Raw genomic sequence first — 19,063 nt, forward strand, 5'->3', positions numbered from 1 at the left:
GGCCGCCAGCTGAGTTCGAGGACCTGTTCTACGATGACAACATCAGACCCAATGAGCTGGTGGAATCCCTATAGCCGGAGTCTCCATCAATCCCAGTGCAGTTCAGTCACTTGCCGCAGCTCAGGAACTGCGCGAACCGCTCCGGACGTGTTGGGACACTGGCTGCAACTTGACCGCTAATACCGTGGCGTTTCCTTGCTTCGATGCGCCCGGCTTGCACAACTAAGGCGACGATCACCCATCGAGTGTCTTCGAGTTTCTCCCAGTCGTCGACCCAGGGAGCAAACGGGGCGAACGCCCGCAGCAACAAAGGTTCTAGCGGTAAGTGCCCCGCAGAGTCGCGCGCGAACGTACCGAATTCACGGAGCAATGAGTCGGCATTACGAGCCGCGTTCATCAGTTCTTCGTGCCTTCGGACTTGCCGCTCATGGTCTAGGCGCTCTCCTAACTGCTTCTCTTGCGCTTTCTGGGTGAGCTTCACGCCACCTAAGGCGGCAAGCGCGGCGATTAGGGCTGGGACAGCCCCACGAATCAGCTCTTCAAGGACATCGATTCGCTCACTCTAGACCAGCATTCGTCCAGCGCAGAGGGGACAGAGGGAGCCCGGGTATGGCGACGTCGTTGACGGGCCTGGGCGCCGCGTTGGCCCCGGAGTGCAGGGGACTCGTGCTATGAGAATCTAGGCAGCGGTGAGGTGTCGCTTAAAGATAGCGAACTCGATCTCGTCAGCTCGAACGGTTCGGTTCACCTTTGGGTCTTCGGATACTTCCACTGCCCACCGGTTCAGGAGGCCACAGTACAGCTCGTAGGTCTCGGGCCACCAGGCGTTAATCGGGGCTGCGGGCCATACATCCTCGGTAAGGTTTGTGGCGACAACCTTGTCTAGGATCAGGTGGCGGGGCTGGGCCACATTGCCTTGAGCGAAGTACAGGAATTTCGTGGAGAACGCTGGGCCCAACCAGGGGATTTGGCCTGCACCTCTGTCGGTGGTGAGCACGCTATATGCTTCTTTGACAGGGGCGCCCGCCCGGACTGATTCCCAAGCCGCTACGAGGAGCTCGCCGGCTCTGTCTTGGTGAGCGGCGAGGTTGTCTAGTCGTTGGTGTAACCGGGAAGCTCTGAGGCCCAAACCCCAGGCGAGCGAATAGTAGAGCAACTGGAATGCATGGTCGACGCTTATGCTCTGATCTCCAAGGTTGAACACGTCCTGACGGGTCACCGTGGTGCGATCGGAATCGGCCATCGTGCCGGTCACCGGGATCAGGTCCCGTTCGGAGAGTATCCGCCGCCAACGAGCCCCATCGACTGAGATAGCTTGACCCAACACTGCTTCCTGACCGGGTAGGGCGGTCGCGAGATCGGGGGGGAGAGCGGCATCCACATTCAACATAGAATCAATCTACCCCGGAGGGTCTGCCGCACGAATAGCATCCGCAACTGCTCGAGCCAGTTGGTGTTCTGGTCAAGTCCCCTGTAGTGGTGTAACTGGTTCTCCGAGATGCTGGATGATTATGCGGCTTCGAGCTCGGGAAGCTCGTGGTGGTGGTCGTCGTGCTCAGCAGCAGTCTGGCAGCGGGCCAGGACCTCGAGGCCGAGGTATCGGCGGCCTTCAGCCCATTCATCGTTCTGCTCAGCCAGCACCGCCCCGACCAGCCTGGTGATCGCGTCGCGATTGGGGAAGATCCCGACCACGTCGGTGCGGCGGCGAATCTCCTTGTTGAGCCGTTCGTTGGGGTTGTTCGACCAGATCTGGGTCCACACGTCCTTAGGGAAGCTGGTGAAGGCCAGGACGTCTGCCCGGGCGGTATCGAGGTGATCATGAACTGCCGGCAGCTTCTGGGCGACATAGTCCAGCAGCCGGTCGAACTGAGCAGTCACGCTGGCCGGGTCGGGCTGGTCATAGACGCTGTGCAGCATCGCTTTGACCGCAGGCCACATGCTCTTCGGACACACGCTCATCAGGTTGGCCGCATAGTGGGTCCGGCACCGCTGCCAACAGGCTCCGGGCAGATTCGCAGCAATCGCTTCGACCAGCCCGGCGTGAGCATCGGAGGTCACCATTTTGACCCCGGTCAGACCGCGGGCGACCAGATCGGCGAAGAAGGTGTTCCAGGCGGTGGCGGTCTCTGCGGTGGCGACCTGGACTCCCAAGACCTCGCGGTGCCCATCGGCGTTGACTCCGGTGGCCACCAGCACCACCGCGTTGATGACCCGGCCGCCTTCACGGACCTTCATCGTCAAAGCATCGGCGGCGACGAAGGTGAATGGTCCGGCATCGCCCAGCGGGCGGGTGCGGAACTGGTGGATGTGTTCATCGAGGTCGGTGGCCATCCTGGAGACCTGGGACTTCGACAACGAATGGATGCCAAGAGCCTTGACCAGCTTGTCCATCCGGCGGGTGGAGACCCCGGCCAGGTAGGCATCAGCGACCACGGTGATCATCGCTGATTCGGCCCGTTTGCGCCGCTCCAACAGCCATTCGGGGAAGTAGGTGCCTTGGCGGAGTTTGGGCACGGCGACGTCGATGGTGCCGACCCGGGTATCGAGGTCGCGGTGGCGGTACCCGTTGCGGTGGGTGATCCGCTCCGCGCTGGGCTTGCCGTACTCCGCACCGATCACCGCATCGGCATCGGCTGAGAGCAGGGTGAATCGCCCCGGGTTTGTTAGAGGCTTGCAAGTGCCGTGCCGGCGGTCGCCGGCACGGTCTGGTGGTGATGGTAGATGTCCTCGAGCTCGACGGGTGGGATCATGCCGATCTCGCCGTGGAGACGTCGGTGGTTGAACCAGTCGATGTACTCAGCGGTCGCGATCTCAAGCTCGTCGATGCCCGTCCAGGGGCCGTGGTTACGGATCAGCTCGGCCTTGAACAGCGAGTTGAAGGCCTCGGCCAGGGCGTTGTCGTAAGAATCGCCGGTCGAGCCGACCGAGGCCACGGCCCCGGCTTCGGCGAGGCGCTGGGTGTAGCGGACGGCGATGTACTGGACGCCCTTGTCGCTGTGATGCGTGAGCCCGGAGACGTCGTGACCTGCGTGCTCACGGGTCCAGATCCCCATCTCCAGCGCGTCCAGGGCGAGGTCGGTCCGCAGCGACTTCGATAGCTGCCAGCCGACCACACGGCGGGAGAAAACGTCGATGATGAACGCGGCATACACCCATCCCGCGAACGTGCGGCAGTAGGTGATGTCGGCGACCCAGAGCTGGTTCGGGGCCGTCGCGGTGAAGTTGCGTTCGACCAGGTCAGGACGTGTATCTGGGCCGTCGCCTGGGCGCGTGGTCCGAGGGCCTTTCTCTCGGCTGATGCCGCGCAGACCTTCGGCTCTCATGAGCCGTTCCACGGTGCAGCGCGCGACTGCGACGCCTTCTCGGCGCAGCTGAGCGTGGAGCTTCTTCGCGCCGTAGACCCCGAAGTTCTTCGCGTGCACGCGCCGGATCTGCGCGAGCAGCTCCTCGTCCCGCAGCGTCCGCTTCGAGGGCGGGCGGGTCTTGAAGGCGTAGTAGGTGCTCGGCGCGATCTGGGTGCCCGCTGCGGTGAGCGTGCGGCAGATCGGCTCGACGCCGAACTCGTGCGTGTGCTGGTCGATGAACGTCACGATCATCGCGGTGGGCGGTCGAGCTCCGCTGCGAAAAAAGCCGAGGCCGACCGCAGGATCGCGTTCGCCCGGCGCAGCTCGCGCACTTCCTTCTCCAACTCAGCGAGCCGCTCGGCGTCGCCGGTCGTGGTTCCGGGCCGGTGGCCCTCGTCGATCTCGGCCTGCACGACCCAGTTCCTCAGAGTCTCGGGATTGATCCCGAGCTGCTCGCCCACACGACGGAACGTGCCTGACTTCGTCGCTGGATCCCGCCGCGCGTCCACGGCCATCCTCGTGGCCCTCTCCCGAAGCTCATCGGGGTACATCCTCGGTGCTGCCATGCTCCTCATCCTCCCGTGGGATCAGAGCCTCCACCAGACCCGGGGCGATTCAGGGCGTTGATCATGGTCTGCAGCAGATCACGGAGCAGATCTGGTGAGGCCTGGCCCAGGGCTTCCTTCAACACGGTGGCAGGGTCGAGAATATGGGTAGCGGTCATCGTGGTGATGTCCTTTCGAGTGGGTTGTAGGAGATTCCTCGAAGGGGCCACCCGATGGCCGCGCTCACGTCCAAGACCAGGACAGTGAGGACCATCAGGGGGTTACACCACTCTATGGGGCACTACTCTTCTAAGGTGACCCAGGTGCCGGCATACCTTCGATTTGGTGGTCCGAGTCGGGCAGTCGGAGGATGGAGTTATACGGTGGAACTTTTCGATTCTTTGTGTAGAAATCTGCTACGTTCCTGACGAAAGTCTTGCCATCGTTGTTCGATCAGCGGGGCAAATTCTTGCCTAGGCTTGACAGGATGCGTGTGGTGATGCAGATAAAGGGAATCATCAGCAGTTTGGGCCGCCAGCATGGCTGCTCCGAGGGCTGGAAGATGTGACTCGGCACTCACGGTAAACGGCCTGCCGAACATGTCGGCCGCGAGCTGCATAAAGCATCCGCTGCCGCTCACGTCTCCCGCCAACAGCAGCTCTCGAAGGGGATCGTCCGGGTAGCTTTCCGAGATCATCCGATCCACGAACAGGACTCCTTCCACGGCGGCCCACGCCATCGATGTCTCGTCGGCGTCCGGGAGGAGTCCGAGGAATGCGGATCTCGGTTCCTCGAGCCAGAATGGCGCCCGCTCGGGGCGGACGTGTGGGATGAAGAAGGGGGCGCCGGCGATCGTGGCGGCCCCGGCGGACATCGCCCGGTCGACCATGGCCGAGACCGCTTGACCGCCGGCGCCGTAGCCCAGAGCCTTCGCGGCGATGGACAGGGCGAGGCCGCCGTTGGACGCGCCGTGGCGCAACCACTGGCCGCGGCGCACATGGGCCCGTTGCAGGTGCAGGTTCTCCTCAGCCGGAGCGGTGCCGTGGTCGGTGACGACGTGGGTGGTGCCCAGCGTGAGGAGCCGAGCCGCGTTGCGGTCGATGCCGGCGGCGAAGGCCGCACAGGCGGTGTCGCCGGCGCCGGTGACCACGGGAGTTCCCGGGCGCAGCCGTAGCGCTTTTGCCGCCTCGTTCGTGAGCCGGCCGAGCACCTCCGAGGACGGCTGGACAGGTGGCAGGACCCGCTGGGGAATGCCCAGGCGCCGGAGCAGGTCCTCTTGCCACGTCCAGGTCCCCGTCGTGTCGAAGGGCCCGAAGTAGGAAGCCTGGGTGGGGTCGATGGCGTCGTGGCCGGTGAGGCGGTGACCAATGTAGGTGCCGACGGACCCAAGAACGTGCAGGTCCTCGACGATCTCCGGTTCCTTCTCGCGGAGGAGGAGGTAGGCCGCCGCGATGTAGGTCGCCGGGGTGATCCTGTTCCCGGAGCGGCGGATGTCGTCCGGTGTGAGGCCCGATTGCAACCACGCCACCATGTCGGTCAGTCCTGGGGCCTCGTAGCGGTACCCAGCGGTGAGATGTTTTCCGGAGGAGTCCATGGGCACGGCGACGGGGGAGTGCACGGAAAGCCCGATCCCGGCGATGTTGAGCTGCCCGGCCTCCAGGGCATGGCACGCCTCCTGGACGCTGATCCACCAGGAAACGGGGTCGACCCGTCCGGGTAAGGGCGGAAGCCCCGTGGCGTGGGCAACGCGGACCCGCCGGATCGGCTCACCCGCCTCCGTCAGCACGGCAGCCTTGGTGGCCGTCGTGCCGACGTCGATCCCGAGGAAGCAGCGAGACGACATGGTGGCTCAGGCGAGGTGCTCGGCCGCCGCGGCCGAGGTGGCCCCGTCCTGCACGATGGCGCGCAGAGCGGTGATCATCTTCGCCGGGTCCTCGGCGCCCCAGACGTTGCGCCCGAAGGTCAGTCCGGCGGCGCCGGACTGCATCACCGACTCGGCCATCTCCAGCACCTCCCGGTCGGTGTCGGCCTTGGCTCCGCCGGCGACCATCACGAGGGCGGGGGTCCCGGCGACCACCTTGGCGAAGCTCTCGGTCGATCCCGTGTACCACGTCTTGACGACGTCCACACCGAGCTCCGCGGCTGCCCGGGCCGCGTAGAGCACGGACTCCGCGCTGCCCTTGCGGTCGCCCCACAGGTCACCGCTGGGGTACGCGTGGCAGACGGTGGGCATCCCGACCTCGGCGGCGCGCTCCACCACCGCGGCGAGCATCTCGAACATCTGCACCTGGACGCTCGATCCGGCGCTGATCCCCACGGCGACGGCGTCGGCGCCCAGCCGGACGGCGTCGTCCACGCTGCCGATCGTGGCATCGACCGTCAGGTGGAAGTCCACGGAGAAAGACGAGGCCTTGAGGATCCACGGCAGGGGCTGAGGATCACCGGCGAGCAGGCTGCCGCCGATGCCGCGGGTCACGGTGATGGCATTGGGGGCGCCCGCCTTGACGGACTGGTAGGTCTTCTCGATGTCGGCGAGCTGCGGGGCGACGCCGCGGGGCACCGCCTGGTCAAGGGCGACGACGAGGGCCTTGCCGCTGGCGCCGAAGAGCCGGCGCAGGCGGATGGCCCTGCCGAGGCCGCTGGTGACGCCGAAGGACGTGAAGGGTGTGGTCTGGGTGGTCATGGTTCGGTTCTCCTCTGGAGATCGTTGGACAGGACTGGGTGGGACGGGCGGGGAATGGATCAGGAACGAGCGGTGATGCCGACGCGGAGGTCCTGGCCGGCTTTGGCCGCCTCGAGCGCCGCGACGGTTTCCTCGATGGGAAGGGTCGTGGTGACCAGGTCGTCCACCTGCAGGGTGCCGTCGGCGACCATCGTGGCGACGGCCTCGAAGTCGGAGAGGTGGCAGGAGGAGCTGCCCACCAAGGAGTACTCGTTGTAGTGGACCTCGTTGGCGGACACCGCCAGCACGTCTTCACCGGTCGGGAACCCGGCGAACAGGTTCACCTTGGCGCCCGGGGCCAGGGCGTCGAGGTAGGGTTCGAACGCGTCGGCTCGGCCCACGGCTACCACCATGCGTCGACGCCGTCGCCGCCGATGAAGTCGCGGATCTCGCGCGCGGTGTTCGCTTCGGGGGTCAGGGTCAGTCGGGCTCCGGACTCCGCGGCGACTTTCAGCCGCTGCTCCGAAGGGTCCACGGCCACGATCTGCTCGACGCCCAGGGCGCGGGCCAGCCGGATGTGCATCAGGCCCAGGGGGCCGCACCCCACAACGAGCAGCGCCTTGGCCACCGGGGCGTCGATGAGCTTCAGACCGTTGTAGGCGCAGGCGAGCGGCTCGATAACGGCCGCGCTGTTGGGGTGCACACCGTTGACCTTCACGAGGTTGCCCGCCCGCATCGCGGCGGCGGGCACATGCACGTACTCGGCGAAGCCGCCGGGGATCTGATACCCGAAGGCCATGCGGTTCCGGCAGATGTTCTCCCGCCCACGTACGCAGGCCGCGCAACGCCCGCAAGGCACGATCGGGTACACGGCCACCAGGTCGCCGAGCTCGAGCCCCTCGGGGAGCGGGCCGTTGCTCTGGACGACGGTCCCCGAGAACTCGTGGCCCATGACCGTGGGGTAGGTGACGTTCTTCTTCTTCTTCCCCTCGTAGATACGGATATCGGTTCCGCAGACCAGGGCAGACTCGACTCGGAGCAGGCAGTCGCCCGGTTCGAGGCTGGGCGCTCCGTGTCCTGGATCGCCATGTCCAGGGGTCCGTTGAGGATGGCTTGTTTCACAGCGGTGACCTTTCAGGGAGCCAGGATCGTGCGAACGCCCCGGCGTTGTGGGAATGAATGGGCTAGGCAGACGCGGCTCAACCGGCCAAAGGCTCGTTTTCCTGTGTAGCGGCCAACTCGCACACGGTGAGATCGACGTTCTCGGCCGCCCGAAACGGCGAGAGTGCCTCTTCGCCGGCACCGTCGTCCGTGACGACGTCGCACGGTGACGGCAGGGCGGTCCAGTACGTGGACCACGTGGTGTTGAGTTTGGAGGAGTCGGCCACGACGATCGTCCGCCGAGCGTGGGCGGACATCAATTGCTTGAGCGAGTTCTGCTCCAGTGTCCGGGAGGAAATCCCTCGCTCGACGTCAAGACAGTCCGTTCCGAGGAAGGCGATGTCAGCGTAGACGCTGCGCACCACGGCCTCGGCGGCAGGGCCCATCAGGGCCTGGTTGGTGCGTCGCAACGACCCACCGAGGGCGATCACGTGAACGTCCTCGTCAGATTCGACCAGGACGTTCAGGGCGTTCAGTCCATTGGTGAGCACGGTCAGCCCCGGAATGCGCGAAAGGTACCGGCTCAGCTGACCCGTGGTCGTCCCGGCGTCCAGCAGCACCGTGGACCCCGGCTCGACGAGGGCCGCCGCCCGGCGGGCGATCGAGTCCTTGGCGGCGGCGTTGCTCACCTCGCGCTCCCGCAGGGTCTGCTCGGCCCGCACATTGCCGAGAACGGCCCCACCGTAGGTGCGGGTCACCAGACTGTCACGCACCAAACGGTCCAGGTCCCGCCGGGCCGTGGCGACCGAAACACCGAAGGCGCGACTGAGGTCCTCCACATGGACACTGCCGGTGCCCTCCCGGAGCTTCTCGAGGATCAGCGCCCGCCGGTCCGCCGCGGTGGTTCGCCTGTACTCCGCCATCATGACCCTGCCCTTCTGTTGCCGACACCTAAATGATCACATCGATCATCTAGGTGTGTCAACCGAGCATTGCGGATTCCTGCGCGGACTGAGCACTCATGTGGAAGCAAGTAGCACATTGACGCGGATGTTGACGCTTAATGCGAGCGATGCAATCATCAGGGACGCCACCAGTGTGGCGTGCCTCACCCGAGGGTCCACTAGGGCACACTCGCTGAGGAGTAGCCGCATGATCGAAAGGAGCACTTGTCCGGCTACCTGGACGAAAAATTGTGACCCAGATCTCGAAAACCTCTTGTATACGGTATTCGATATACCGTATACTCAACCTATGAACCCGAGGATCACACCGGTTGCCGAGCGCAAGCTCAGCTCCCACATGTACAGCGAGCTGGAAACCGCGATCGTGGACTGCTCGCTTCCACCGGGGACCCCCCTGAGCGACCGGGAACTGGCCGAACAGTTCGGGGTCTCCCGGACCCCGGTGCGGGACACGCTGCACCTCCTGCAGGCTTCGGGTCTGGTGGATCGGGGGCAGCGGGCCGGATGGGTTGTCACCCAGATCCGGACCCAGGACGTCGAGGAGCTCTACGAACTCCGGTCCCTGCTCGAGCCGGCCGGCCTGAGCCGCATCGTCGAGTGGGATGACGAGGACCTCCGGGGAGTGGGAACGCTCTTCGACGAGTTCGGCACGTCAGTGACCGCCACGGAGGTGGATCGCTATCTGCAGCGGGACGACGAGCTCCACCAGCTGATCATCGGGGCGACCGAGAACTCCCACCTCATCAGGACCTATCGGGTCGTGGACCGCCAGCTGGCCCGGTGTAAGCGCTTCGTGTCCTACCAGGACAATCCCCGACGAGAAGAAAGTCTCCGCGAACACCGGGACATCTGCGACGCCCTGACGAGGCGAGACCTCGACGCTGCGCGCACCGCCCTCCTCGACCACATCAGTACAGCCAGAAACGCCCTGACGGCGACCATCACGGCGTCGGCGCCTGTGTCCGCGTAGGACACGGGGCCGGACCGAATTCAAAGGAGAATCGCATGCCCAAGCACCAGGCAGTAGTCGCCACTACCGCTCTCGCCCTCACCGCAGTGCTCGCCGGTTGCGGGAACGGAGGCGGCGGGGATAGCCAGGCCGCCGGTGGAGGCGCGGAGGCCCAGACCATTCGCTTGGCCATCGGCGATCCTGCGGCGTCATCCGTCGGCGCGACCGCGGAGTACTTCGCCGAGCAGATCGCCGAGACCAGCGGCGGGTCCATCGAGGCCGAAACCCATGCCGACGGCACGCTCTTCGGCGGGGATCAGAACGCCGCCGTGAACCTACTGGGCAACGGCACCCTGGACTGCACCATCATCTCCACCTCGGTGTATGCGTCTTTCCTGCCCACCATGAACGCGCTCAGCGTGCCGTACCTCTTCGACGACGATGAGCAGTTCGCCGAGTACCTCCAGGGCGAGCCGGGCCAGCAGCTTCTCGACTCTCTCGAGGAGCAGGGCATCAAGGGTGTCGAGATGCTCACGCGCACCCCGCGGCACATCACCAACTCCGTCCGGCCCGTCGAGATGCCGAGCGATCTCGAGGGCATCTCGATCCGCGTTCCGCAGAACGAGCTGTGGGTGAAGTTCTTCGGGTCCCTCGGGGCCAACCCGACGCCCATGGACTTCACGGAGGTCTACACCGCCCTGCAGACCGGAACGATCGACGCTCAGGAGAACCCGCTGGAGGTGCCGGTCAACAACCAGTTCTTCGAGGTCCAGGACTACCTGTCCCTCACCGGGCACATCCGCGACGGATACGTCCTCGGCTGCAACCAGGAACTCTGGGACTCCATGGACCAGGAGCAGCAGCAGGCGATGACCGACGCGGCTGAGGCCACCACGGAGTTCAAGTCCCAGTACGACCAGGAGGAGGACGAGAAGACCCTGGCCGCGCTAGAGGAGGAGGGTGTGCAGATCAACGAGCTCACTCCTGAGGCCGAGCAGGCCTTCCAGGAGGCCGCGCAGGAGGTCTATCCCGAGTTCGAGTCCCTGATCGGTTCCGAGTTCTACCAGACGACCCGTGATTTCGTCGGCAAGTAACACCATGGAAAATTCACTCGACCCCACCAGCGCACGGCAGCACTCCGGAGAGGTCACGACCTTTGAGGTCTCCTCCAGGGAAAACGGGGAGCACGAAATCGTTCCGGGGGAGACCTCGGAGCGAATCGGATGGATCTGGAAGGCGGTCAACGCACTGCTGTTCCTGGGCGTCACGGTGATGCTGTTGGCCGTCGGAGCCAGGTGGTCTCCAGGTTCTTTGGCGCCTCCATCACGTGGACCGAGGAACTGACCCGTCTCGTCTTCCAAGCCATGATGTTTCTGGGCATGGCCGCAGGCTTTCGCTCCGCGGCCCACCCCCGTGTCGCACTGCTGGTGAGCCGAGGTCCCCGATGGGTGCGCCAGGCCAGCGCCCACATCTACGCAGCCGTCGGGATCGCCTTCTTCGTCGTGCTTCTGGTCATGTCGTGGCAACTGATGATGCGGCAGGTCAGCACCGGCGAATCCAGCCCCGCACTCGGGCTCGGCATGTACGTAGTGACGATCCCGCTCGTTCTCAGTGCCGCCCTAGCCATCCTGGCCCACATCCAGACCGTCTACTTCTCCAAGGAGATGCGCCGGGCCATCGAAGAGGGAGAGATCACGGCATGAGCCTCACACTGTTAGCGATCTTCGTCGTGCTGTTCCTCCTGGGTGTCCCTCTAGCCGTTGCGCTGGGAGTCAGCGTCGTGGGCACGATGCTGATCTATGACATCCCCCTCGACTTGCTGGCACAGACCATGCTCAGCTCGATGAACAGTTTCCTGCTGGTGGCCGTTCCGCTCTTCGTGCTAGCCGGCAACGTCATGGCCGGCGGCGGAATCTCGGACCGCATTTTCTCAGGAGCTCAGGTCTTCTTCGGCCGCTTCCGCGGTGGTCTCGGACATGTGAACATTGCCGCCAGCGCGGTATTCGGTGGGATCTCCGGGTCCTCGGTGGCCGACGTCGTCAGCCTCGGCAAGATCGAAATCAAGGCGATGACCGATCACAAGTACCCGCGGCCGTACGCCGCAGCGTTGACGATGGCCACCTCGACCCTTTCCTCCGTCATGCCGCCGAGCATTCTCATTATCATCGCGGCGTCCACAGCGGGGATCTCGGTGGGCGCGGCTCTGGCTGGGGGACTGGGACCGGCCGCGGTTTTGATCATTGTGCTGATGGTTGTGAACTTCATCATCGCAGCGCGCAACGGCTACGGACAGGTGCAGCGAACCACTTTCAAGAAGGGCGCACGGACGGTCGTGGCGGCCGTCCCCGCGCTCGGCGGCCCGATCGTGATCCTCGTCGGCATGTTCGGTGGTGCCTTCACTCCGACAGAGGCGGCGGCTATTGCCGTTTTCTACAGCCTGCTTGTGGGAGCTTTTGTCTACCGTGACATGAAGTGGCGGGAGATGCCGAAGATGGTCATCGACGCCGGGCTGACATCCGGAACGATCCTGTTCATCGCCATGACCGCCAACGTTGCAACGTACATCTTCACCATCGACGGGCTTCCGGCGCGGGTGAGCAATTGGCTGCTCTCGATCACCAGTCAACCCACCCTCGTGATGCTCCTGGTGGGGGTGATCCTCGTGCTCATCGGCGCCGTCATGGACATCGTGGCGGCGATCCTGCTCACCGTTCCCGTCCTGATGCCTGCCGCCATGTCCGCAGGCGTGGACCCGATCCACTTCGTGGTGTTCCTCGTCGCCGCGCTTTCCATCGGGCTGGTGACTCCGCCCGTGGGCGTCGCCCTGTTCGCCACCTCATACGTGAGCAAACTGCCCATGGAAGTGATCGTTAAGGCCGCGGTGCCGCACTACGCGGTCATGGCCGTCGCCATCGTGGTGCTGGCGGTCTTCCCCGCCCTCATCACTTGGCCCGCCCAGCTGCTGACCCAGTAGCCGGCGACGCGGCCACCGAAGGACCCCGTTGGTCCTCGCCCGCACTCCTGTCTCCATCAAACGAAAGTCAAAGGAACTGGAACCGTGAACTTCACCATGACGAAAACAGTTGGTAGCTACATCGCCGGAGCGTGGGTCGACCCTACGGGCGCGACTCCCCACGAGACGACGGACCCCGGTAGGGCGGGCGCCACCGTCGCCGGCTACTCCCTGGCCACACCGGAGGACGTGCAACGGGCCATCGCCGCAGCGCGCGATGCCGCTTCGGGATGGGCGGCGACCACCGCCGCCGAGCGGATGGAGCTGATCCACGCGTTGCTGGAAAAGTGGCCCGAGCGGCAGCAAGACATGGCCGAGATGGCGACCCGCGAGATGGGTAAGGCGTATAGCGAGTCGTTCGGTGAGACGACGCGGGCTGTTATGGAAATGCGCTTCTGGGCGGGTGAGGCCTTGCGCCTGGGCGACCGGACTTTCAGTAGCGTGCGCCCCAACACAGATGCGTACTCCATCCGACAGCCCATCGGCCCCGTGGCGGCCATCACGCCGTGGAACTTCCCCATTCTCACCCCGATCCGCAAGATCGTTCCCGCGCTGGTGTGCGGGTGCCCCGTAATCCTCAAACCCGCCCTGCAGAGTCCCGGCTGCTCGGTCATCATCGCCGAGATGCTCGATGAGATCGGCGTCCCACCCGGGGTCTTCAACCTCCTGATCGGTACCGGTCGCGAGGTGGGCAACGCGCTGGTCGACAGCCCGGACATCGCAGGGATCACCTTCACCGGCTCCACCGACGTGGGCCTGGGCATCGCGACCGCGGCCGCGGCGCGCAACGCCCGGACGCAGCTGGAGATGGGCGGCAAGAACGCCGCAGTCGTCGCCTCGACCACTGACGTCGAGCGCGTCGCATCGGAGATCGCGACGGCCGCATTCACTGCGGCCGGTCAGCGTTGCACCGCGGTCAGCCGGGTCATCGTCACCGAGGAGCAGCGGGCCCCGCTCGAGGAAGCGCTGGTCCGTCAGGCTAAGACCTTCACCGTCGGCTACGGCCTCGACGAGGGCACCCGGATGGGGCCGCTGGTCAACACCGATCAGTTTCAGCAGGTGCACCGCTACGTCGAGCAGGCCGTCGTTGACGGGGCGAACGTGCTCGTGGGCGGGCGGCCCTTGGACGACCCGCAATTGGGGGAGGGCACCTACTATCCCGCCACCGTCATCACTGGCGTGGCTCCCGGCTCAGCCATGGCCGTCGAGGAGATTTTCGGGCCCGTGCTGGCCGTGATCCCCGTCGCGGATTTCGACCAGGCCATTGCCGTGGCGAACGAGACCCGCTACGGGCTGACCTCTGCGGTTTTCACCGACGACATGAATCAGGCCCACCGCTTCGTCACGGAAGTGCGTAGCGGCATGGTGCACATCAACCACGGCACCACGAGCGAGGGCCACGTCCCCTTCGGGGGTATCGCCCAGTCCGGGCAGGGCGCCTACGGCATCGGCGACACCTCGAAGGACTTTTTCACCAACCAGAAGATCGTTTACCAGGTCTACGGCCAGTGACGAGAGTCGCCAGAGACCAGAGCAGCTGGACTACGACGAAGAGAGAACAGTGAACCACTCCAGAGAATATTCATTTGAGCTGCCGACGCGGATCGAGTTCGGCGTCGGCGTCATCGAGACCCTCGCCGAGCTGGTGGTCGGACTCGGCGGGCGGCGGGTCCTGCTTGTCTCGGACCCCGGGCTCGTGGCCGCCGGCGTGGTGGGCCGCGTCTCCGCCATCCTGACGGCGGCGGACCTCGACGTCATCACGTTCACCGAGGTGGAGCCCGAGCCGGAGGCTGAGGGCGTCATGGCCGGCGCACGCCTGTGCAAGGACGAAGACCGACAGGTCGTGGTCGGGGTCGGCGGCGGCAGTGCCCTGGACACCGCCAAGTCAATTGCGCTGATGGCCTGCAACACGGGCCACATCCGGGACTTCACCGGGCTGGACGTGCCCAGCGAGCCGGGCCTGCCCGTCATCGCGGTGCCGACAACGGCCGGCACCGGCAGCGAGTGCGCCGTGTGGTCGGTCATCTCGGAAAAGGCCCAGAATGTGAAGTACGGCATCGGCGGGCGGAACATGACGGCCACCGTGGCCCTGTGCGACCCCGCCCTCTCGGTCAGCCTCCCGGCCCGCCTTACCATTGGCACCGGCCTGGACGCCCTGGCCCATGGCTTGGAGTCCTACGTCAACAAGGCCACCCAGCCGATCTCCGAAGCTCTCTCGGAGAAGTCGATGGAACTCATCGCCCGGTCCCTCCGGACGCCGTCTACAACGGCGCGGACATCGGCGCGCGTTCGGACATGCTCATCGCGGCGACCATGGCGGCCTGCGCTTTCGCACCGACCCGCCTGGGCCTGGCCCACGCCATGGCCATGCCCCTGGGCGCCAAGGCCAAGATTCCGCACGGAGACGTCATCTCTATCCTCCTGCCCGAGGTGATGCGCTTCAACATGGTGGCGAACCTCGAGAAGTTCGCCAGAATCGCGCACATCTTTGGTGTGGACACGAGGGCTTTGTCGTTGCGGGAAGCCGCCTCGGCCGGCGTGGACGCGGCGTCGCAGCTGGTGTCGGACATCGGAGCCCCCAACAGCCTGGCCGCCTACGGTGTCACCGAGTCGGACCTGCCCCAGCTGGCAGCCGAAAGCATGGAATCGGGCAACATCGTGGTCAACCCCCGCCCGGCCACCGCGGACGACCTCGCCGAGATCATGCGGCGGTGCCTGTGACACCGGCGGACGGCACCCAGAAGAGCACCGCCGTGCGCGGCTCCCAGGACGGAAAGAGCCGGGGAGCCCGCACCGTGAGCGCAGCCCGGCTCGAAGACCACTGCACCGCCATCCTCACCGGTGCCGGACTCCCTGAGACGGATGCGACCATCGTGGCGGCATCCCTCGTCGACGCGAACCTCCGCGGGGTCCACTCCCACGGCGTCAGTCGCATCCCCATCTACGTGGACCGGCTACGACGAGGCCTGGTGAACACGGACCCGCACGTCACCATCATTCGGGAGACCGGGGGCGCACTCGTGGTGGACGGTGACAACGGCATGGGTCAGGTGATCATGCAGCGCAGCCTGGACCTGGCCCGGGCCCGGATCCCCGAGCACCGGACGGTTTCGGTGGCCGTGCGCAATTCCACCCACTACGGCTCCGGGGCGTACTTCGCCAAGCAAGCGGCCGCCTCCGGCTCCGCGATCTTCCTATATGGGAACGCCCCCGCCACCATGGCGGCCTTCGGGGGTAAGGAACGGTTTCTGGGGACCAATCCCTACACGTTCGCCGTCCCGGCGGGTGCCCGGGGAACGCTGGTTCTGGACATGGCCACGAGCGTCGTGGCGAGAGGGAAAATCATTTCCGCCGCACAGGCGGGAGAATCCATCCCCGAGGGCTGGGCCGTCGACCCCGAGGGCACGCCCACTACCGACGCGGACGCCGCCCTGGCCGGCAGCGTCCTGCCCTTCGGAGGCCCCAAAGGCTACGGCATCGCCGTCATGGTCGAGGTCATGGCCGCCATGTTCTCGGGCGCCAGCTCCGGAACTGAGATCGGCGACCTGTACGACGATCTCGACCGCCCGCAGGGCGTAGGAGCATTCTTCACGCTGCACGACATCGAGGCCTTCGTGCCGCCGGAGCAGTTCGCCCGGCGTATGGAGTGGCTCTACGACGCGCTCAAGAACAGCGGCCCGGCAGACGGTGAGGTGCTGCTGCCCGGCGAGGTCGAGGAACGGACCGCGCACCGGCAAGCAATCGAAGGCATCGCGATCCCCGCCGCCGTCGCCGCCCAGCTCGAAGACCTCCACCCGGAGTCCGAGGCGCTACAGCACCCCACCGATGGAACCCCCAGGAAGCAGGAACGATGAACACCGTCCACCTCTACCCGGCCGCGCCGCAGGTTCCCGATGACTTGGTGCGCCGCGCCCGCAGGGTCCAGGCCTCCGTGATCTCCGACAGTCAGGAACGCGTGCAGGGTGGCGTGGGCATCAGCCCTGTCGGGGACTGCCTTGCTGGATTGCGCGGCGACTCCATGGTGGGCACGGCCCTGACCGTGCGCACGAGGCCGGGCGACAACCTTGCCGTGCACCAGGCGCTCGAGTTGGCCCGCCCGGGAGACGTCCTCGTCATCGACGCCCGTGGGGAGATCGTCAACGCGATCCTCGGCGAGCTGATGACGCTCTACGCCGCGTCGCGCGGCGTCGCTGGCATCGTGGTGGACGGTGCGGTGCGGGACCGCGCCGACCTTTCAGCCGGACCCATCCCCGTCTTCGCCAAGGGCATCTCGCACATGGGGCCCTACAAGAGCGGTCCCGGGGCCATCCACGGCACCGTCACCGTCGGGGGCGCCGTCGTCTCCGACGGCGATCTGGTCGTCGGCGATGCCGACGGCGTCGTGTTCGTCGCGCGGGACCGCTCCGAGTCGGTCCTAACGGCCGCGGAGGCTGTCACCGCAAGCGAGGCGAAGCAACGCGAAGCCATCGGCCGCGGCGAGTGGGACCGGTCTTGGATCCAGGACGCCATCAACCTCGTCCACGTGCAGGAGGCCGCCCACAGTGCCTGAAAACCATGTCTTCCTTACTCGCCCCCTATCGGATCGGGTCATGCAGGCCGCCCGGGACTCGTTGCCCGTGGCCCTCACGCACCACGCTGAGAAGGACTCCCCCCTAGCCGGCAGGAGCTGCTCGAGGGGTGCCGCGGCGCGGTCGGCCTCGTCACGATGCTCACCGAGACGATCGATGAGGAGGTATTGGACGCGGCCGGCCCGCAGCTGCGGGTCATCGCCAATGTGGCCGTCGGCTTCGACAACATCGACGTCGAGGCCGCCGCACGGCGGGGGATCGTCGTCACCAACACCCCGGGCGTGCTCGACGAGGCCACCGCCGACCTCGCCTTCGCCCTGATCCTCTCGACGGTGCGGCGCCTGGTCGAAGCCGACCGCTTCGTGCGCGCCGGAAAGCCGTGGATCTGGGGCCCGCAGAGCTTTGTGGGCCTGGACGTCAGCGCCGGTGCCACGCTCGGCATCGTCGGCCTCGGCCGGACCGGCATGGCCACGGCCCGCCGGGCCCGCGCATTCGGCATGAACATCCTCGCCACGGGCAGCCGCGCGACCTCACCGGAGGCCGCGGAGCTCGGCGTGGAGGCCGCCGACCTCGACCGAGTGCTCAAGCTCAGCGACGTGGTCTCCCTCCACTGCCCCCTGACCCGCGAGAACCGACACTTAATCGGACGGGACCAACTGGCCGCGATGAAGAAGGGAAGCTACCTCATCAACACGGCGCGCGGGCCGCTCGTCGACGAGGAGGCCCTCGCCGACAACCTCGAAAGCGGACACCTGGCCGGCGCGGGGCTCGACGTGCACGAGCACGAGCCGCAGATCAACGCGCGCCTACGGACCATGGAGCAGGTCGTGGTGCTGCCCCACATCGGCAGCGCCGCGGCCGCGACACGCGATGCGATGGGAACGCTAGCCGTGCGCAACGTCGTGGAGGTTCTCTCCGGCCGGCAGGCACTGACCCCGGTAGCCTCGGGGAGTCCGGTCGGTTGAAAGCCGACGAACAGGGCCACGAAGGCCCGGCCCCTACTCTTCTTGTCGCTCCGGATAGCTTCAAAGGAACCTATACCGCAGCAGAAGTGGCCGCCCATATCGCCCGTGGCATTCGGGCTGGTGGCGGAAAAGTCGTGGAGCAACCTGTCGCCGATGGCGGGGAGGGCACCTATGAGGTCCTGCGGCAAACAATGGGGACATACTCAGTCTCGACGGACACGGTCGGCCCGTGGCGTGATCCACTGCGTGCATCGTATGCAATGACCCCGGCGGGCACCGCCGTGATCGAGTTAGCTGCCACCAGCGGTCTGACACTGCCCAGCTCCCGCGGACGTGACCCGTTGACCGCCGACACCTATGGCACGGGTCTGCTCATGGTCCATGCCGCCAAGCACGGGGCCAAGCGCATTGTGATTGCCGCCGGCGGCAGTGCCACCACCGACGGCGGCACCGGGGCTATCGCCGCCGTCGAGGAACACGGCGGACTGCACAATGCGCAGGTCGTCGTTCTCAGCGATGTCACAACGCCGTTCGAGAACGCAGCCGTGGTGTTCGGCCCGCAGAAGGGAGCCAGCCCCCACCAAGTGCGCACACTGACTACCCGTCTGCATGCACAAGCCTCCTCGTATCCCCGGGATCCACGAGGAGTGGCCCGCACCGGTGCGGCCGGGGGGTTTAGCGGCGGCATGTGGGCGTGGTACAAAGCGCAACTGGTCTCTGGGGCTGATTTCGTGCTCGACGCGGTGGGATCTGACGAAAAAGCGGCGGCCGCCGACGCCATCGTGGCCGGGGAAGGTCGACTCGATTCACAAACCGGAGAGGGCAAGATCATTTCCGCGATCCTGGCACGCTTGAACCGCACTGGGATTCTTGGAGACTCCATCGTTTGGAAAGGATGATGGAGACATGCCACAAGAGATCAAACCGGGCAACGCGACCACGCGCCGATAC

Annotated in this window: 17 protein-coding genes, 3 pseudogenes and 1 other annotated feature; of the genes and pseudogenes, 10 read left to right on the forward strand and 10 right to left on the reverse strand. The window is 65.9% G+C overall.

Annotated features, from left to right (window positions below):
* Positions 1-106: 106 nt before the first annotated feature.
* From BCY76_RS17725 to BCY76_RS15025, 10 genes and pseudogenes are all read right to left on the reverse strand, one after another.
* Positions 107-481: a hypothetical protein gene (locus tag BCY76_RS17725; protein WP_139827834.1), complete on the reverse strand. Its 375-nt coding sequence runs from the start codon at positions 479-481 to the stop codon at positions 107-109.
* A gap of 198 nt (positions 482-679) precedes the next feature.
* Positions 680-1,390, reverse strand: coding sequence for an 8-oxoguanine DNA glycosylase OGG fold protein (locus tag BCY76_RS20820; RefSeq protein ID WP_070161861.1), 711 nt, complete (start codon positions 1,388-1,390; stop codon positions 680-682).
* A 119-nt stretch (positions 1,391-1,509) separates the two neighbouring features.
* A pseudogene (locus BCY76_RS15000) lies at positions 1,510-2,646 on the reverse strand (IS256 family transposase); the annotation flags it as partial.
* Positions 2,647-2,663: 17 nt separating this feature from the next.
* Positions 2,664-3,910 (reverse strand): IS3 family transposase gene (locus tag BCY76_RS15005; protein WP_237090208.1). Its coding sequence is split into 2 segments (ribosomal slippage): positions 2,664-3,625 and positions 3,625-3,910, totalling 1,248 coding nucleotides; the frame shifts between segments, so codons are not numbered across the junction.
* Positions 3,504-3,632 (reverse strand) — a sequence feature (AL1L pseudoknot). Its footprint overlaps the gene before it by 129 nt.
* Positions 3,911-3,915: 5 nt before the next feature.
* The gene (locus BCY76_RS18270) at positions 3,916-4,068 is read right to left on the reverse strand and encodes a hypothetical protein (RefSeq protein ID WP_170922719.1); all 153 of its coding nucleotides are present in this window, start codon (positions 4,066-4,068) and stop codon (positions 3,916-3,918) included.
* A gap of 197 nt (positions 4,069-4,265) precedes the next feature.
* Positions 4,266-5,732, reverse strand: a complete 1,467-nt coding sequence (locus BCY76_RS15010) for a xylulokinase (protein ID WP_070161866.1) — start codon at positions 5,730-5,732, stop codon at positions 4,266-4,268.
* A gap of 6 nt (positions 5,733-5,738) precedes the next feature.
* Complete coding sequence (locus tag BCY76_RS15015) at positions 5,739-6,572, reverse strand: class I fructose-bisphosphate aldolase (RefSeq protein ID WP_070161868.1); 834 nt, start codon at positions 6,570-6,572, stop codon at positions 5,739-5,741.
* 59 nt (positions 6,573-6,631) lie between these two features.
* The gene (locus BCY76_RS18720; protein WP_201791155.1) at positions 6,632-6,952 is read right to left on the reverse strand and encodes a hypothetical protein; all 321 of its coding nucleotides are present in this window, start codon (positions 6,950-6,952) and stop codon (positions 6,632-6,634) included.
* 2 nt (positions 6,953-6,954) lie between these two features.
* A complete protein-coding gene (locus BCY76_RS18725) occupies positions 6,955-7,854 on the reverse strand; it encodes a zinc-dependent alcohol dehydrogenase (protein WP_201791156.1) in 900 nt (299 codons plus the stop codon).
* Positions 7,751-8,578 carry a DeoR/GlpR family DNA-binding transcription regulator gene (locus BCY76_RS15025; protein WP_070161870.1) on the reverse strand — a complete coding sequence of 276 codons (828 nt, stop codon included), beginning with the start codon at positions 8,576-8,578 and terminating at the stop codon, positions 7,751-7,753. Before BCY76_RS15025 ends, BCY76_RS18725 begins: the two co-directional genes overlap by 104 nt.
* Before the next feature lie 328 nt (positions 8,579-8,906).
* On the opposite strand from BCY76_RS15025, the gene BCY76_RS15030 reads away from it, so the two are divergent.
* From BCY76_RS15030 to BCY76_RS15075, 10 genes and pseudogenes are all read left to right on the forward strand, one after another.
* Positions 8,907-9,587, forward strand: coding sequence for a GntR family transcriptional regulator (locus BCY76_RS15030; RefSeq protein ID WP_170922720.1), 681 nt, complete (start codon positions 8,907-8,909; stop codon positions 9,585-9,587).
* Between the two features lie 35 nt (positions 9,588-9,622).
* On the forward strand, positions 9,623-10,660 hold the full coding sequence (locus BCY76_RS15035; RefSeq protein WP_070161874.1) for a DctP family TRAP transporter solute-binding subunit: 1,038 nt from the start codon (positions 9,623-9,625) through the stop codon (positions 10,658-10,660).
* A 201-nt stretch (positions 10,661-10,861) separates the two neighbouring features.
* Positions 10,862-11,269, forward strand: a complete 408-nt coding sequence (locus BCY76_RS15040; protein WP_070161876.1) for a TRAP transporter small permease — start codon at positions 10,862-10,864, stop codon at positions 11,267-11,269.
* Positions 11,266-12,540 (forward strand): TRAP transporter large permease, encoded by a 1,275-nt coding sequence (locus BCY76_RS15045; RefSeq protein ID WP_085437871.1) that lies wholly within the window; start codon positions 11,266-11,268, stop codon positions 12,538-12,540. The genes BCY76_RS15040 and BCY76_RS15045 overlap by 4 nt, the downstream gene beginning before the upstream one ends.
* An 84-nt stretch (positions 12,541-12,624) precedes the next feature.
* On the forward strand, positions 12,625-14,091 hold the full coding sequence (locus BCY76_RS15050) for an aldehyde dehydrogenase family protein (protein ID WP_083277725.1): 1,467 nt from the start codon (positions 12,625-12,627) through the stop codon (positions 14,089-14,091).
* Between the two features lie 49 nt (positions 14,092-14,140).
* A pseudogene (locus tag BCY76_RS15055) lies at positions 14,141-15,300 on the forward strand (iron-containing alcohol dehydrogenase).
* Positions 15,291-16,433 (forward strand): Ldh family oxidoreductase, encoded by a 1,143-nt coding sequence (locus tag BCY76_RS15060; RefSeq protein ID WP_170922721.1) that lies wholly within the window; start codon positions 15,291-15,293, stop codon positions 16,431-16,433. Before BCY76_RS15055 ends, BCY76_RS15060 begins: the two are co-directional and overlap by 10 nt.
* Positions 16,430-17,128: an RraA family protein gene (locus BCY76_RS15065; RefSeq protein WP_085437872.1), complete on the forward strand. Its 699-nt coding sequence runs from the start codon at positions 16,430-16,432 to the stop codon at positions 17,126-17,128. Before BCY76_RS15060 ends, BCY76_RS15065 begins: the two co-directional genes overlap by 4 nt.
* A 114-nt stretch (positions 17,129-17,242) precedes the next feature.
* Positions 17,243-18,112: pseudogene (locus BCY76_RS15070) on the forward strand (2-hydroxyacid dehydrogenase); the annotation flags it as partial.
* Entirely contained in the window at positions 18,109-19,011 is a 903-nt protein-coding gene (locus tag BCY76_RS15075) for a glycerate kinase family protein (RefSeq protein WP_083277726.1), read from the forward strand. The pseudogene BCY76_RS15070 and the gene BCY76_RS15075, both read left to right, overlap by 4 nt.
* The last annotated feature ends 52 nt before the right edge of the window (positions 19,012-19,063 follow it).

This window comes from Nesterenkonia sp. PF2B19 (assembly GCF_001758425.2).
Classification (GTDB): Bacteria; Actinomycetota; Actinomycetes; order Actinomycetales; family Micrococcaceae; genus Nesterenkonia; species Nesterenkonia aethiopica.

Bases quoted from the DNA above. Each gene is read 5' to 3' on its own strand.
- BCY76_RS20820 (WP_070161861.1), bottom strand. From the start codon at position 1,390: ATGTTGAATGTGGATGCCGCTCTCCCCCCCGATCTCGCGACCGCCCTA.
- BCY76_RS18270 (WP_170922719.1), bottom strand. From the start codon at position 4,068: ATGACCGCTACCCATATTCTCGACCCTGCCACCGTGTTGAAGGAAGCC.
- BCY76_RS15010 (WP_070161866.1), bottom strand. From the start codon at position 5,732: ATGTCGTCTCGCTGCTTCCTCGGGATCGACGTCGGCACGACGGCCACC.
- BCY76_RS15015 (WP_070161868.1), bottom strand. From the start codon at position 6,572: ATGACCACCCAGACCACACCCTTCACGTCCTTCGGCGTCACCAGCGGC.
- BCY76_RS15025 (WP_070161870.1), bottom strand. From the start codon at position 8,578: ATGATGGCGGAGTACAGGCGAACCACCGCGGCGGACCGGCGGGCGCTG.
- BCY76_RS15030 (WP_170922720.1), top strand. From the start codon at position 8,907: ATGAACCCGAGGATCACACCGGTTGCCGAGCGCAAGCTCAGCTCCCAC.
- BCY76_RS15035 (WP_070161874.1), top strand. From the start codon at position 9,623: ATGCCCAAGCACCAGGCAGTAGTCGCCACTACCGCTCTCGCCCTCACC.
- BCY76_RS15045 (WP_085437871.1), top strand. From the start codon at position 11,266: ATGAGCCTCACACTGTTAGCGATCTTCGTCGTGCTGTTCCTCCTGGGT.
- BCY76_RS15065 (WP_085437872.1), top strand. From the start codon at position 16,430: ATGAACACCGTCCACCTCTACCCGGCCGCGCCGCAGGTTCCCGATGAC.